The 14,724-nt window shown below is 65.2% G+C and carries 15 protein-coding genes; 5 read left to right on the top strand and 10 right to left on the bottom strand.

The genetic code is table 11. From position 1 onward, the window contains the following. Nucleotides 1–12: 12 nt before the first annotated feature. The gene (locus GOQ09_RS13930; protein ID WP_157613939.1) at nucleotides 13–1,062 is read right to left on the bottom strand and encodes an aldo/keto reductase; all 1,050 of its coding nucleotides are present in this window, start codon (nucleotides 1,060–1,062) and stop codon (nucleotides 13–15) included. A 224-nt stretch (nucleotides 1,063–1,286) separates the two neighbouring features. Between GOQ09_RS13930 and GOQ09_RS13925 the strand changes: the two genes are divergently transcribed. Further along, on the top strand, nucleotides 1,287–2,282 hold the full coding sequence (locus tag GOQ09_RS13925; RefSeq protein WP_157613938.1) for an AraC family transcriptional regulator: 996 nt from the start codon (nucleotides 1,287–1,289) through the stop codon (nucleotides 2,280–2,282). A gap of 22 nt (nucleotides 2,283–2,304) precedes the next feature. On the opposite strand, the gene GOQ09_RS13920 is transcribed toward GOQ09_RS13925, so the two are convergent. From GOQ09_RS13920 to GOQ09_RS13880, 9 genes are all read right to left on the bottom strand, one after another. Beyond that, the gene (locus GOQ09_RS13920) at nucleotides 2,305–2,550 is read right to left on the bottom strand and encodes a BON domain-containing protein (RefSeq protein ID WP_157613937.1); all 246 of its coding nucleotides are present in this window, start codon (nucleotides 2,548–2,550) and stop codon (nucleotides 2,305–2,307) included. 165 nt (nucleotides 2,551–2,715) lie between these two features. Continuing rightward, nucleotides 2,716–4,077 (bottom strand): DUF5666 domain-containing protein, encoded by a 1,362-nt coding sequence (locus tag GOQ09_RS13915; RefSeq protein ID WP_157613936.1) that lies wholly within the window; start codon nucleotides 4,075–4,077, stop codon nucleotides 2,716–2,718. Continuing rightward, a complete protein-coding gene (locus GOQ09_RS13910; protein WP_157613935.1) occupies nucleotides 4,074–4,916 on the bottom strand; it encodes a DUF6502 family protein in 843 nt (280 codons plus the stop codon). The genes GOQ09_RS13915 and GOQ09_RS13910 overlap by 4 nt, the downstream gene beginning before the upstream one ends. Nucleotides 4,917–5,032: 116 nt before the next feature. After that, entirely contained in the window at nucleotides 5,033–5,545 is a 513-nt protein-coding gene (locus GOQ09_RS13905) for a GspH/FimT family pseudopilin (RefSeq protein WP_242630837.1), read from the bottom strand. 12 nt (nucleotides 5,546–5,557) lie between these two features. After that, nucleotides 5,558–8,632: a pilus assembly protein gene (locus GOQ09_RS13900; protein ID WP_157613934.1), complete on the bottom strand. Its 3,075-nt coding sequence runs from the start codon at nucleotides 8,630–8,632 to the stop codon at nucleotides 5,558–5,560. Nucleotides 8,633–8,678: 46 nt separating this feature from the next. Beyond that, nucleotides 8,679–9,233, bottom strand: a complete 555-nt coding sequence (locus GOQ09_RS13895) for a pilus assembly PilX family protein (RefSeq protein WP_157616706.1) — start codon at nucleotides 9,231–9,233, stop codon at nucleotides 8,679–8,681. A gap of 2 nt (nucleotides 9,234–9,235) precedes the next feature. After that, nucleotides 9,236–10,399 carry a PilW family protein gene (locus GOQ09_RS13890; RefSeq protein WP_157613933.1) on the bottom strand — a complete coding sequence of 388 codons (1,164 nt, stop codon included), beginning with the start codon at nucleotides 10,397–10,399 and terminating at the stop codon, nucleotides 9,236–9,238. Beyond that, nucleotides 10,396–10,986, bottom strand: a complete 591-nt coding sequence (locus GOQ09_RS13885) for a prepilin-type N-terminal cleavage/methylation domain-containing protein (protein ID WP_157613932.1) — start codon at nucleotides 10,984–10,986, stop codon at nucleotides 10,396–10,398. The genes GOQ09_RS13890 and GOQ09_RS13885 overlap by 4 nt, the downstream gene beginning before the upstream one ends. Then, complete coding sequence (locus GOQ09_RS13880) at nucleotides 10,980–11,387, bottom strand: type IV pilin protein (protein WP_157613931.1); 408 nt, start codon at nucleotides 11,385–11,387, stop codon at nucleotides 10,980–10,982. The genes GOQ09_RS13885 and GOQ09_RS13880 overlap by 7 nt, the downstream gene beginning before the upstream one ends. Nucleotides 11,388–11,669: 282 nt before the next feature. On the opposite strand from GOQ09_RS13880, the gene GOQ09_RS13875 reads away from it, so the two are divergent. The 4 genes from GOQ09_RS13875 to GOQ09_RS13860 all read left to right on the top strand — a co-directional run bounded on the left by GOQ09_RS13875 (nucleotide 11,670) and on the right by GOQ09_RS13860 (nucleotide 14,716). Then, nucleotides 11,670–11,930: a hypothetical protein gene (locus tag GOQ09_RS13875; RefSeq protein ID WP_242630836.1), complete on the top strand. Its 261-nt coding sequence runs from the start codon at nucleotides 11,670–11,672 to the stop codon at nucleotides 11,928–11,930. 26 nt (nucleotides 11,931–11,956) lie between these two features. After that, complete coding sequence (locus tag GOQ09_RS13870) at nucleotides 11,957–12,196, top strand: hypothetical protein (RefSeq protein ID WP_157613930.1); 240 nt, start codon at nucleotides 11,957–11,959, stop codon at nucleotides 12,194–12,196. Nucleotides 12,197–12,278: 82 nt separating this feature from the next. Further along, entirely contained in the window at nucleotides 12,279–13,529 is a 1,251-nt protein-coding gene (locus GOQ09_RS13865; protein WP_157613929.1) for a cation:proton antiporter, read from the top strand. 158 nt (nucleotides 13,530–13,687) lie between these two features. Further along, a complete protein-coding gene (locus GOQ09_RS13860) occupies nucleotides 13,688–14,716 on the top strand; it encodes an AraC family transcriptional regulator (protein WP_157613928.1) in 1,029 nt (342 codons plus the stop codon). The last annotated feature ends 8 nt before the right edge of the window (nucleotides 14,717–14,724 follow it).

The raw sequence follows: 14,724 nt of genomic DNA, 5'->3' as shown, positions 1-14,724 counted from the left end.
CCGGCCAGGCGCTCAGCCGCGCTGCCCTGATTCGGCCAGGCGCTTCGCCCGCGCGCCGCCCTGGCGTTCGAGCATCCAGCCCGGATACTCGGACGGCAGCGCGCTCACCTTGTCGAGCGTCGCAAGCTCATCGGCGGAGAGCCGGATGCGCGTTGCGGCAATGTTGTCGTCCAACTGCTCGACGCGCTTGGCGCCCACGATCACGCTGGTGACCACCTGCTGGTGCAGCAGCCATGCCAGCGCGATCTGCGCCACCGACACCTTGCGCGCCTCGGCCAGTTCGCGCATCGCGTCGATGCAGTCGTAGGCCCGCTCCACATTCACCGGCGGAAAGTCGAAGGTGGTGCGGCGGCTGCCTTTTTCGGCTTCGGTATTGCGCCCGTACTTGCCGCTGAGCAAGCCGCCCGCCAGCGGGCTCCAGACCATCAGGCCGACGTTTTCGCTCTGCAGCATGGGCGCCAGCTCGCGCTCGAGGTCGCGGCCCGCAATGGTGTAGTAGGCCTGCAGCGATTCGAATCGCGCGAGGCCCTGGCGCTCGGCAATGCCCAGCGCCTTCATGATCTGCCAGGCGGCCCAGTTCGAAACGCCCACATAGCGCACATGGCCTTGCTGCACCAGGTTGTCCAGCGCGCGCACCGTTTCCTCCACGGGCGTGACCGGGTCGAAGCCGTGGATCTGGTACAGGTCGATGTGGTCCAGCTGCAGGCGCTTCAGGCTGGCCTTCACGCCGTCCATGATGTGATAGCGCGAGGCGCCGGCCGCATTGGGGCTCTTGCCGGCCTCGCCGAAAACCTTGGTGGCAACCACCACGTTCTCACGCGGCACCTTGAGGTTCTTCAGCGCTTGGCCGGTCATGGTTTCCGAGAGGCCTTCGGAATACACGTCGGCGGTGTCGATGAAGTTGATGCCGGCATCCAGCGCCCGGCCGACCAGGCTTTCCGCCTCGGCCTGCTGCAGGTTGCCGATATGGCCCCAGATGCCGCTGGCGCCGCCGAAGGTCATGGTGCCGAGGCACAGCTCGGAAACGAACAGGCCGGTGCGGCCGAACTTGCGATATTGCATGGAGAGGGTCCTTTGCGTTGGAGAGGCGTCGGCAAAAAGTATCCGCCCGCGGCCCCCGGGGCGACGAGCGCGTTTCTGCAAAGTCTTTGCCTATTTCTCCAGACCTATGTCCGGGGCCGTGCAGATTCATGAGTGCGGCGCTAAGCTTTGAACCACCCGATCCTCCACGCTGCCCGCAGACTTGGCGCAGACGTTGTTGATCCAACCCGCGACAAGGCCCGAACATGTCCGACGAAACACCCGAAACCGCTGCCGCCATCGCCCAGCCGATGCCCCTGGAGCCCGAACTCGACGAAGCCAGGAAGGAACTGGTGGCGCTGATCAACCGCATCACCGGCGGGCGCGACGGCACGGTGGAAACACCGGTAGCCGGCCTGCAGGTGTTCTGCATCAGCAAGCCCGACGGTCCCAAGCATGCCTTTGCAACCCCGGCGCTCGGGCTGATTGCCCAGGGCTCCAAGCGGATCATCGTGGGAGACGACATCTATGTGTATGACCCGATGCACTACCTCGTGACCTCGGTCGACCTGCCCGTGTGCGGCCAGGTGCGCCTGACCAGCGACAACGAACCCTATCTCGGCGTGCGGCTGGAGCTGGCAATGGACGACATCGGCGAGCTCATCGGCGACGAGAAGCTGCCCGCCAAGGCCAATGCGCCCGCCTCGCGCGGCATGTACGTCAACCGCATAGCCATGCCGGTGCTGGAGCCGGTGCTCCGGCTGCTGCGGCTCGTCGAATCACCCGAGGACGTGCCGATCATGGCGCCGATCATCAAGCGCGAGATCATGTACCGCCTGCTGGTGAACGGCGAGGGCGCGCGGCTGCGGCAGATTGCGCTGCAAGACAGCCACACGCAGCGCATTGCCAAGGCCATCAGCGCGCTGCGCGTCAACTATGCACAGTCGCTGCGCATCGAGGACATGGCGCGCGCGGTGCACATGAGCGTGTCGTCATTCCACCATCATTTCAAGGCTGTGACGGCGATGAGCCCGCTGCAGTACCAGAAGCAGCTGCGCCTGCAGGAGGCGCGCCGCCAGATGCTGATGGCCGGCGCCGATGTGGCAAGCGCCGCGCACAGCGTGGGCTACGAAAGCCCGTCGCAGTTCGCGCGCGAATACGGCCGCATGTTCGGCGCGCCGCCGCTGCGCGACAAGCGGCGCTGGCTCAGCGACGCCGAGAACGACGCACAGTTGGGAAGCACGGCCATGGCCGCGGCTTGACCGCCGGGGCCGCTGCGAAGCGTCAAAGCTTGGGCGGTGCAACGGCTTGATGCGCGTCGACAGTGGTCAGCTGGTTCACGATGGTGCCGATGCCTTCGGCGCGGCGCACGGCGCGCTCCACGGCGGTCTTGAGGCTTTCGCTGGCAAGCCTGCCTTGCAAGGTGACCACGCCGCCTTCCACGCACACATCGACATCGCATCCCACCACTGCCGGGTCCCAGTTCAGCTGGGCGAAGACCTCGTGCCTGAGTTCAAGATCGGGGTTCATTCCAAACCTTTCGAAAAAGAGATTGTTCGAACAGGGCCGTTCTTCTTCTTTTTCGTCGCGCTCGGCTCACAGGATGCCGCGATCGAGCCGGAGCTGCAAATGCAACCCCTGGCTTTTCTCGGGCGTTTATTGGTCCGCGCCGGCCGCCTGGGCGGGCTTGCGTGGTCAGGGCGCGAAGATGACGCGCTTCGCAATGAGCACGCCGTTTTCCACCGTATCGCCGACCACGGTCACGCGGCGGCCATTGGCCAGTTGGGCGATGGTTCCTCCGCCTTCGAACGCGGTTCCGGGGCGGCTGGCGTCCACCTGGCGGCCCCGCACCCGGAAGCTGGCGGGAGACTGGTAGGCGCCGATGGCACCGATCAGCGTGAAATCGACCGGCCCACCGGCGCCTGGGACGTTGCGCACGCGCAGCTTCTTCACCACCAGCACGCCGTTGTTCATGAAGCCGTCGACTTCCACCTTGACGCCGTTGCCGATGGAGGCCAATTGGGGAGGCGGAATCTGCGCTTGTGAAGCGTTGACGGCTGTACCGAGAACCTTGAAGTCCCCGATACCGGCGTAGTTGGTAACGACACCCGCAAGCTGCACCGCCGAGGCGTTTTGCGTCGGTATGGCATACCAGCCCTGCACCTTGGTGGCGATGAACACGCCTCCAACCGGCGCCGCGCTGCCACGCACCCGGACGATGGCGCCTTCGGCCAATTTCGAGTCGTCGACGCCGAGATACTCCACGGTGAGCTGACCGAGCGTGAAGCTCGTCCTGAGGCGGTCGAGGTTCTGCACGAATCCGGTGACCAGCGGCTCGGCCGAGGCGGGCTTCAGCTCGACGCGCGTGGCACGCAAGGTGCCCGGCGCGGAGGGCAGGCCCCACACCTGAACCTGGCTCGCGGCAACCAGGTCCGACAGGCTGTTTCCGCCGCTCCACACGGTGGCGTTGTCGGTGGTGACCGTGGTACCCATCACCACAAAGCTGCCGCCTGCAAGGTTGATCGAAGAAACCGCACCACGCAATTCGGCCGCCGAATCGACCTGCTGCGCCGTGGCCGCGGTGAACTGGCTGTCGATCTTGCCGGCAATGCGCACGCTCATGCCGATCTGCAGCTCGCTGGTGTCTTCAAGGCTGAAGGTGGCGGCGTCCGTGTTGTAGCGCACGCCATTCAGGATGATGCTGCCGAGCCCGCCCACGGAACCCACGCCGGTCGCGTCGGCGGTGCTCACGCCGGTGCCGCCCGAGCCCACGCCCGAACCGTCGTCGGTGCCATTGCCCGCGGTGCTCGTCCCGCCGCTGCCACCGCCAGTGCCGGAGCCGCCCGTTCCCGTACCGTCCGATCCCCCCGCGGTGCCAGTGCCACCACCGCCACCTGTACCCCCGGAGCCGTCGCTACCACCGCCAACAGCTGCGCTGCCGCCAAGGCCCACGCCGCCGGCGGACGTTCCGCCGCCACCACCGCCGCCGCACGAGAGCAGCAGGGCCATTGCTCCGGCAAGGAGGATGCCGCGCATCCAACGGTAGTGGTTCTTCATGGCGTTTTCTCTTCCCGCTTGGGGGCGACCACCGGCGCAAGCGGCGCGGTGTCGTCTTCATAGTAAGTGTAGATACCGACCCGGATGCGCCCTTTGGCGCCTTTGGGAGCGCGGTCGACGGCGCGCGTCATTTCGCCCGCCAATTCGTGGTGCAGGGTGGACCAGCGTTCGCGCACCAGCTGATGGATGCTCTCGCAATCTTCCAGCCCCAGGCCGCGCGCGTACACCGCGCGCTCGAGCATGCGCGGCTGCTCGCCAAGGGTGTTGGACACCGCAGCCAGCAGGTGGTCGCGGCCGTTGTCTCCCAGAAACGCCAGCATCGCCTGCAAATTGTCCACCGGCACGAAGCCGTCGACCTTGAGTTCCGCACAGCCGTCCTGCTCGGCCGCCATGTTCAGGCGCACCAGTTCGTCCAGGATGGCGCGGTGGTGCACGTTGCCCCGGCTGCCGAGCCGCGCCACGGTTTCGAAGGAGGGGACGTCCTCGGCCTCGGCGGTGATCGGAAGCCGCTGGTAGGCCTGGTTTTCCGACACCATCTGCAGCCAGAGCGTAAAGGTCTTGGCGGCGGCCGATATTTCCGTGTGGGGCAGGGCGTCCACGGGCGCGCGAACCTTGGAAGTCACTGCCTTGCGGTTCAGGCCGGTCGTGACCGACAACTGGCTGATATTGGGTTTTGCCACGCCCTGTTTGCGCCAGGAGCGCGTGGCTTCCTCCAGCAGCAGGTCGCGCAGCAGAACTTCCAGGTGCGGATGCTTCACCCCCATGGCCAGGGCGAGCCGAACCACCGGCCGCAGGATGCGGCCGCATGCGGCAAGTGCCCAGTCCAACTGGTGTTCCATGAAATGAGGCGTTTCTACTGATGCAGTTGCGATGCGGTGGCGTGAACTGGCGGGCCTGAACCCTTGTTAGTGCACTATTGTCCGCATCGCCGAGGATCGCACAAAAAAGACTTCATTCATGCACCACAGGTACCCACACTGGTTCGGGTGATCGACGAACGCCCGGTGGCGCTGATCTTCACCACCCGCTCCTGGTTGCCCACGGGGCTTGCGCGGCAGATCGTGATGTCGGCCGCCGTGCCGCCGACGCCGGTGCTGTCGAAGCTGAGGGCACTGAGCCCGCCGCTGTCGCGTATCTGGTAGCCGCTGGCCGCGGCCGGCTGCTTCTGGATCACCTGCCCACTGTTGCTGATGACGATCCAGCCGGCTTCCCATTGGCCGTTGGTGGCGCAGGCGGTGCCGTTGGCCGAGGCGCACAGCGTCACGGCCGCGTTGCGCTTGATGGCTTCGCTGCGCGCCAGCTGGCTGCCGGCCACCAGATCGGTCGCGTAGGAAGTCAGCCGGCTCGAAAGCCGAATGTTGTCGAACGAGGGCACGGCCACCGACACCAGCACCACCAGCACCACAATGGTGACCATCAGCTCCACCAGCGTGAAGCCGCGCGTTCGCATGCCGGCGGTTGTCTGCACCTTGCCCACCCTTTACTTCTGGATGAACCAGTAGACGCGGCCCTTGGGCTGCGTGAAGGCGGTCTTGACCGCGGCACCCTTCGGGCTCAGGAACGAGTCGGGGTTGGCGCCGATCACCACGTCGCGGAAGCTGCCGTTCACCATCACGCGGCCGACCACGGGCGAGGGTGCAAGGCCGCCGCCGACCACGTTCTGGAAGCGTGCGCCCTGCGCGCCGGCGTTCAGGTAGGCCAGGTTGTAGACGTTGGCCGTGCCCAGGTCGGCACGGCACGACTGGCGCACGGTCGGATCTGTGGGCGTGTGGGTATTGAAGGTGGTGTTGCCATAGGCGGTCACCGACGAGGTCACCACCTGTTCGCCCGGCGCGAGCACCAGGTACCAGCCCTTCTTGGCCGCCAGGGCGGTGGGCGAAGGCGCATCGGTGCCCGTAATGGCCAGCAGCGAGCCGTGGCACAGGAGCGAGTTGCCGTCGCAGTTGCTCGATTCGTTGGTGAGCCAGGTGGCGTCTGCGGGCTTGTCCACCATCATGTAGAAGCGGTTGGAGACGCTGAGCGCGGCCGAATAGGAGCGCAGCGGCTTTTCGCGGTCGCCAGAACCCAGCAGCAGCACGTTCATGCCGTTGTCTTCGACCACATCGGGCCCGAACATGAATTTGCGGTTGGGCGTGCAGGTGGCGCTCGCGACGTCGCAGCCGAGCGAGGCGATCTTGGTCATCGTCCAGCTGCCCGGTGCGGCAGCGCCAATGGCAATGCGGTAGACGTTGCCACCCAGGTCGGCTGCATAGGCGATCTTGGCCAGGCCCGCGCTGTCGTTCACGACCGTGACTTCGCCGGTGACCCCGCGGTCGGTGGTGAAGCTCTTCAGCACGTTGCCGGTGCTGGCGTCGAGCACGTAGATTTTGTTGCCCTTGGCCGCGGCCCCGCAGGCCTGGCTCGCTACGGTGGTGTCGACGTCTTCGCACTTATCGTATCCGCCGCCGAACATCACCATGGGCGTGCTGCCGGAACCGTAGCCGGCCGACTTGACGATCTTCGGCGCCGACCAGGTCTGGCCGATGCCTGTCATGTCGTTTGCACCCGTGTCGCAACCGACGTCATCGTCCTGGTTCGGGCAACCCCTGCGCCACTTGAGAATGGGCGAGGCGGGGTTCGACACATCGAACGCATAGACCAGGCGGCCGCCGCGGCGCATGCTCGCGTAGAGCCAGGCTTCGTTGCCCTGGCGATAGGCTGCCATGGCGCCGTCCATGCCGTAGGGCTTGGGGGCGGTCGCGCCCACGCTGACCGGCACGCCCGGAAAGTTGATCCGCTTGGTGTTGTCGTACAGCCGCTTGATGCTGCCGTAGAACTCCGGCGGCACGAAGGACCACATCTCGCTGCCGGGCGCCGCGGAGCCGATGGCGGCGCTCTGGTTGCCGTTGACGGCGCGCAGCATGCCGTCGTTGGCACCATAGAACACCACCACCTCCGGCTCGCTGTCGCTGCCGTAGTTGATGGCCACCGGACGCGAATGCACCACGTCGCCGTGCACCGAAGGGCGCATGGCCGTGGTCGATGTGAGAGGCGTGCCGTCGGCAGCACGGCGCTCGTCACCCTTGTTGTCCAGCCCGCGCAGCCATTCGATCAGCGTGGTGCGCTCGGCGTCGGTTGGCACGCCGAGTGCCGCTTTTGTGATGCCGGTGTTTCCGGTGGCAAAGCTCGTCAGGATCGAGCAGTCAGCTGCCGCGCAGGTCTTCACGTTGCGGTCGGCCGTGAGCACCTGCCGCAGCATGTAGCCTTGCGCGCCTTTTTCCACCACGTTGCCGTCGGGGCTTTCGGCGGCCTCCTTGCCAAGGCAATCGCCGGCGGGCCGGAAGCTCCAGTAGGCGTCGGTGGTGCTTGGCGCGGGCGTCCAGAAACTTCGCGCGCAGGGCGCGATGAAACCGGTCTGGTTATTGATGGCGTTGGTGCCGGCTGCATCTTGCAGGATCAGCTGGTTGTTGGTGTCCAGGCCGAGCTTGTATTGCTTGAGATTGCCGTTCCAGCGCGGATAGGCGGAATCGTCAGGGCGGAACATGCCCACGAACACCTGGTTCAGGTAGGTGCCCTGCGTGTTCACGCTCACGGGCAGGCTGACCGACGAGAACACGCTGTTGACCGACTGGATCTTGCTGAAGATGTCGTCCAGCGATTCCTTGAGCGCCATGCCAAGGTCGACCTTGGCGCTGAGGTCGTAATACTCGCCTTTGCTTTGGTCTGCCATGCTCTTTAGCAGCGCACTCCAGCCCGGCCCTTGGCCGCCGGTGGCCTTGGCAGCTTCAACGGTGTAGACCTTCACTCCCATGCTGGTTTGCAGGAACTTGGCCCATTCGTCGGCCACGTTGTCCTGCGAGCCGCTCGGGCTCAGCGGAATCATGGTGGTGGTGCCTCCCGCCGCACGCAGTGCATTGGTGGAGGTGGTGGTGTCGCTGGTGTTGTCTTGGGCGGCACCGTTGCTGATGTAGATGACGTAGGTGCCGATGCAGTTGGTGGTGTTCGGCCCGTTGTAAGTGCTGCTGTTGATGGCCGCCAGCGGATTGCCCGGCAGCGCATAGATCGCCTTTGACGCCGCGGTACCAAAGACATTGCCGGTGTAGTCGGCCTTTGCCTTGTTGTTGCCGGCCATGGGGGCGCCGCTCGACAGATAGCGATAAACCTCGGCCATCATCTTGCCGGCCTTGCCGCCGTTGGACTTGTCGTCGTTCTTGCCCAGGCTACGGATCAGCGCGCCGTATTTTCCCCTGTTGGCATCGTCCATCAAGCGCACACCGGCGCGCAGGTAGGCACCGTCGATGTTCGAGTTGCCGCCGCCCGTTTCGCTGAACATCATCACGCCGACCTTGAACTTGCCCGTGGGCAGGCTTTCGAAGGCGCTGGCCAGCGCATTGATCTCGGCGGTGAAGGGCTGGTTCCAGTTGGCCGTGTTGTCCAGAACGAACAGCACGTTCGGCGCGTCCGTCACGGTCTGGTTGTAGCCGACGAAAAGATCGATGTCCTCCGCCTGCGCCGCGGAAAGCCCGAACATCAGCAGTGCGGCGGCCCAGAGCGGCCGGAAGAAGTTCTTTTTCATGATGTCGATCCGTTCATCGTCGTGATCATTCGCAGGAAAGGTCTGGCTATGAGCACAGCGCTTCGAATTGCTCTTTGGTCAGCAGCGCCCGCACGCCCTGGCGCACCGCCGTGACCGTGCCGCTGGCGGCGTCCGTCACGCTGGTGCTGATGTCCCACACCGTGTTGTATTGGTCGGGCAGGGCATTGAGCCCCGAGCCGCTGGTGGATGAATTTCCGCCGATGCCACCGGGGCCGGCCGTGCCGCCTCCACCGGTGTCGGTGGACTTGGTGGCGCGCACGCACGTGGGGGCGGCGATGTCGACCGTGTAGTCGATGGTGCCGTCGTTGTTGATGTCGACACGGCTCTGGGTGGCCAGGGGCCTGGCCAGCGAAGGCGAGCCGTCCACGCCGGGCAGCAGCAGGGAGGAGGCCACCTCCTCGATAGCGCGGTTGGCCGCGGCCACCGCTTCGTTGCGGTTCTGCATGTTGCCCACCGACTTGAGGTTGGTGTTGCTGAGCGTGAAACCGGCGGTCACCGCAAGGGTAATCAGCACCAGCATGATCAGCCCGACGATCAGCGCCGCGCCGCCTTGCCGGCGCTTGGGTGAGGTGGATGGCATCTTCACGGCGTTTCCCTGCGGCCGGTCACGTTGGTCATGCGGATCGCGGTGGTGAACGCGTGGCGCTTGTAGTGGTCGTTGAACGGACCGAGCGTTGCGCTGCCGAGGTTGTAGGTGCGCGTGTCCGTATGGCCGGGCGAAATCTCGGTGCTGCGTGCCACCACGTAGAGCTTCACCGCGACCACGTTGATCAACTGGTCGGCCGTGCAGGGCAACGCCGTGCTGCAATGAACGAAGTTGCCGTCGGGGCTTCCGTCGCCGCGGTTGGTGGGGGAAGACCTGACGGCTGCGTCCGCCCAGGCAATAGCCTGGGTGTAGTTCACGGCCGCGCCGGTCTTGCTCAGCGTGTCCAGGCCCAGTTCCACGCGGAAGCCCTCGACGCCTTCGATAAGAGGCACAGGCGGCTGCTGCGCCAGCCCCGTCGACGAGAGATCGAAGCGCGAACGCGCCAGAGTCGGGATGCCGTCGCCGACCGTTTCGGCGTAGTCCCGCACGTAGTAGATGTCGGAGATGAACCTGCGCTTGGGCGACGGCGTCGTGCAGTTCTTGCTCATCATGGTGGCAAAGCCGGCCGTGGTGAGGTCGAAGTCCGAGGGCTTCTGCGTGCCGCAGAAAGACGACTGGAAGTACAGCTTGCCCAGCGTGTCGGCTTCGCAATTCGGCGTACCGGCGATGCAGGTTTCGGCATGGCGCACCACCAGCACGTCGGTGTTGGCCTTCTTGTTCGTCAGCAGGCCGGCGCAACTGGCCGGCACGGCGTCGTAGGCCTGCACGGGCATGTCGAGCAGGCTGCGCTTGTAGTCTTCGGTCCAGTTCACCGCCGAATAGGGCAGGCACGGATCGGGCGCATTGCCGGTAGGCACTTTCGTGGGCACCCCCGAAACCGTGAGGTCGTCGAACTCGGGCATGTAGTTTTCCCAGAAGCCCGCGTGCGTGATTTCGTTCTCGAGCACAAAGACGCTCAAGCGGCCGCTTTCGATCTGGCGGTTGACCTTGACCATTTCGCGCTGGGTGTTGTTCACATTGAGGAACAGCGCAATCAGCGCCGCCAGCACGATCAGCATGATGGTGATGGACACCATCAGTTCGATCAGCGTCAGCCCGCGCTGGCGCAGCAGGGCACGGGCAGGGTGGCGAGTTTTGCCTGCCCGGCGTGCGCGCATCATGAAAGCGTCCCGATGCGCACCAGTGTCGTCACGGTCCGGCGGCACCTGTCGGCGGTGCATTGCGGGCTTGGCGTTGTTGCGGTGGGAGCCACGTCGTATGCGTCCTTGCCGCAGGCCACGCCTTCCGGCGGTGCGGCAATGGGCACGAGGCCCTGCCAGGCGACGGTGATCAGGTATTCGTTGTTGCCCAAATCCTCCACGCAGCCGCGCCCGCCGATCATGGCGCCAAGCTTGGTGTTGCCCGAGGTTTCGGCTGCGCCCTGGAGTGCGTTGCACCATTCCATGGCGTCGATCTGCTGGCGCGAGCCCGTGCCGGTGGGGCAGTTGATCCCGGCGCCGAGCGGCGACGCGGTGACATAGCTGGAGGCCATGCGGCGATTGATTGCAATGCGGCTCGCCATGTCATTGAGCAGGATCAGCGCCTGCGAGCGCTGGTAAGACTCCATTTCGGACGACTGGAGGCGCGCCTGCAGGCCCACGAGCCCGAACAGGCCGAAGGCAACGATCAGCAGGGTGACCAGCACTTCGATCAGCGTGGCGCCGCGTTGCTTGCCGGCGCGTTCGGCGGTCGGGCCCGGCTTCACCATTTGTCGGCCGGCGTTTTCGCGCCTTGGTTATCGAGGGTGAGGTCGCCGTCGGACGCCTGGGCGCCTCTCGAATCAAAGGTCAGGACAAACCCGGGAGGAGCATCCGCCGCAGACAGGGTGACCGAGTAGTCGTAGTTGGCGGCAACGTCCGCCGGCAGCGAATAGCCGCTGGCCGTAAGTGTCGTCTTGTCGGCGTAGCTGCGGTTCGCCAGCAGGAACTGCTGCTGCCGGTTGGCGATCTCCATCATCTGCGCCTGGGCCGCGGAGCGCTTGGCGCGGATCACGTAGCGGTTGTAGCTGGGCATCGCAATGGAAGCCAGGATCGCGACGATCGCCACTGTGATCATTACCTCGATCAATGTGAAGCCATTGCGCCGGCGCGAAAACGAGAGCTTTTTCATTCAGCTGGCCAGGTGATGATGTGTCAGATTGTATTTAAATGTGAATTTATCACATTTGCTCGTTAAATAGTGCGTCCTTGGGCCGGACGACACGCGTCCGCGGGGCAGGTGTTGGGTACCGGCACACACGAAGCACCGACACATTCGACACTTTGAAAAGAGTCATCAGGCGAGGATGCTTCCGACTGATGGACGCTGGCGTCGTCCTACGTTCGGGCTCCTTGGAGTTCCCAGAATCGATTCATTGCCACTTTGCTCCTCGAGCGAACAGGAGTCGAACCAATGAACAGAGAACCCGGAAACTTGGGCTCAGGCGACGGAACCCGGCCCACCACCAGCGGCGGCGTGGACAACATCGGCGCGGGAGAAAAGTTCACCAGCAGTTCTTCGGCTGCCGGCGAACAAGACTCGGCACCGGCCCCCGCCGAGCGCATGGCGAGCAAGCGCAAGAACGTGGAGGCATCGCGCCACGACGGTTCCGCGGCCTACGGGCTGCGGGAAGACCTACGGTCGGAAACCAACAAGGAGCCGCGCAAGCCCTAGCGGCTTGCATGGCCGAGGAGCCACTCATGACGACTTCGGAAAAAGCTTTCCCCTTTCCCACGTCCAAGAACCACGGCAAGCCGGCTGTCGAGCCGGCCAAGCCGGTCGAGCAGGCGCCCAGCGAAGAGGCCCTGGACAGCGGCGTCGAAGAGTCCTTTCCCGCCAGCGACCCAGTCTCGGTGACCGTGACCAAGGTCAAGCTGCCGAAGGCGCAGCAGGACAAGGACAAGGAAAAGGCGGAAGACACCGGCGGCAAGCAGAAATAGCTGTTCGCGGCGCCCCACGCAACACCCTTGGCGAGCGGCGTTCCGTGCTGCCGGCGGCTTCTGATTTCCTACTGAGCCGCCAATGCTCGACATTGCTGCCGCCTGCCTGGTCATCACCGCGCTTCTGGCCTATGTGAATCACCGTTTCGTCGGGCTCCCGACGACCATCGGGGTGATGGCGATCGCGCTGCTCCTTTCGCTGGCGATCGTGCTGCTGAATGCGGTCGGCCTCGATCATGGGTTGCGCCGCTACGAAGAATCTTTCGTACGTTCGATCGACTTTTCGGACGTACTCATGCAGGGCATGCTGTCGCTCTTGCTGTTTGCGGGCGCCCTGCATGTGAACCTGAGCGAGTTGAAAACTTACCGCTGGCAAGTCGGTGTGCTGGCTCTGGTGGGTACCCTGGCCTCGACCGTGGCTGTGGGCTTCGGCATGTGGATGGTGCTCCCCTGGATCGGCATCGAACTGCCGCTGCTGTACTGCCTGCTTTTTGGTGCCCTGATATCGCCCACCGACCCGATTGCCGTCATGGGCATTCTGAAGTCCGCCGGGGCGCCCAAGAACCTTGAACTCGTGGTGGCCGGGGAGTCGCTGTTCAACGACGGCATCGGCGTGGTGATCTTTGCCTTGGTCCTCGGCATGGTGACGAGCGGCAGTGTGCCGACGGCGGGCGTGGCGTTCGAACTGCTGGCGCGCGAGGCTGGCGGCGGCCTGGCTTTCGGGTTCGGGCTCGGCTATGCGACGTACCGCCTGCTGAAGAGCGTGGACCATTACCAGGTCGAGGTGCTGCTCACGCTCGCAGCCGTGCTGGGCGGCTATGCGTTGGCGAGCCATCTCCACATCTCCGGACCGCTGGCAATGGTGGTCACCGGCGTGATGATCGGCAATCGGGGCCGGGCGCATGCCATGTCCGACACCACGCGCCGCTACATCGACATGTTCTGGGAACTGCTCGACGAAATACTCAACGCGGTGTTGTTCGTGCTGATCGGCATGGAGGTGTTGCTCATCGCATTCAGCGCGCCTGTTCTTTTCGGCGGTGCGACCGCAATCGCGGTCACGCTGGCCGCGCGATGGCTCACCGTAGGGGTTCCGGTGGGTGCGCTGCGCGGGTTCTTCCGGCTCCCCGCCGGCTCGGCGCAGGTGTTGACCTGGGGAGGGCTGCGCGGCGGCATCTCGGTAGCGCTTGCCCTTTCGTTGCCCGCGGGCGAGGAGCGCGACACGATTCTTGCGCTGACATACTGCGTGGTTGTGTTCTCGATCCTCGTTCAAGGCCTGAGCATCGGCAAGGTGATCCGGCGAGCCATGGTGTCCGCAAGCGGTCGCAATTAGCACCGCCATGCCTGGCGAACGCCCGGGCAAGATTCTTGCAGGCTCCGGCTGCCGCCCGGGCAACCCCCATGGCAGAACGCAGTCCCCGGCGGTAAATTGCGCTCGCGCCGCAAGGCGGCAGACAATCGATATCAGTACTTTCGCCCCGAGGAGTGTTCGTGGACGCATGGTCGAGCCAGCAGCTTTCCACCCTGTATGGGCGCGAGATCTTCCGATCGCGCGAGGCGGACGAAACCCACGCGCTCGTGACCCATGAGCTGAAGGCGCACCGGAGCACCTGGGGGCGCGGCAATGTCGATGCGGTCTTCTGCCGGGCCGAACTCAGCGCACTGTCGCTGTGCATCCTGCGCTACGGCTGCGATGTCGACATCGAGCCCGACTCGCTGGGCAATTTCGTGCTGGTGCAGATGCCGCTGCGCGGCCACGCCGAAGTGCATACCGGCGGCCAGACGGTGCAGATCCATCCCGGCCAGGGGGCCGTGGTGTCCGCGCACAAACCCGTGCGGCTGCGCTGGCATGCGGACTGCGAGCAGCTGATGCTCAAGATCGACCTTGCCCGTCTGCAGGACGTGGCACGCCGAACGTTTGCCGCAAGGCCCGCCGGCGGTGCAGGGGCCGCGGCAGAAATCGGCGAGATCGACTTCGAGCTGCCGCTTCGGCTCGACGACGCCGCAGGCACCCAGTGGTGCCGCATGGTGGCCGGCCTCGCATCGCTGCTCCCCGCGGACGGCCACGAGCCGTATGACCCGCGCTGGCTGGCCCACTACGAAGACAACCTCATGCTCTATCTGCTGTGCCACCGGCCCAATTCGGTGCGGCGGCAGCACGACGCGCTGCGGCTCGGCTCGGAGGCGGCCAGCATGCGGCAGCTGCGGCTTGCCGAAGAATTCATGCGCAGCCGGCTCGATGCGCCGCTTTCGCTGGAGGACGTGGCGGAGGCCGCCGGCGTGTCGCGGCGCGCGCTCGGTTTGCTATTTAGGCGCTACCGCGATCTTTCACCCATGGAAGTGCTGCGCAACATGCGGCTCGATGCTGCGCATGCCCAACTGGCGCGGCACGACGGCGCCAGCGTGACCGAGGTCGCCTTCAGCTGCGGCTTCTCGCACCTGAGCCGTTTCGCCGCCTGCTACCGCGAGCGCTTTGGTCGGCTTCCGCGCGAAACTTCGCGAGAGCCGGCGCGGCACTAGAACCGTCG

Origin of the sequence: Variovorax paradoxus, from assembly GCF_009755665.1 — a bacterium.
GTDB lineage: Bacteria > Pseudomonadota > Gammaproteobacteria > Burkholderiales > Burkholderiaceae_C > Variovorax > Variovorax paradoxus_G.
The sequence above is the reverse complement of the archived record's forward strand: the minus strand, read 5'-3'. Positions and strand labels throughout refer to the sequence as shown.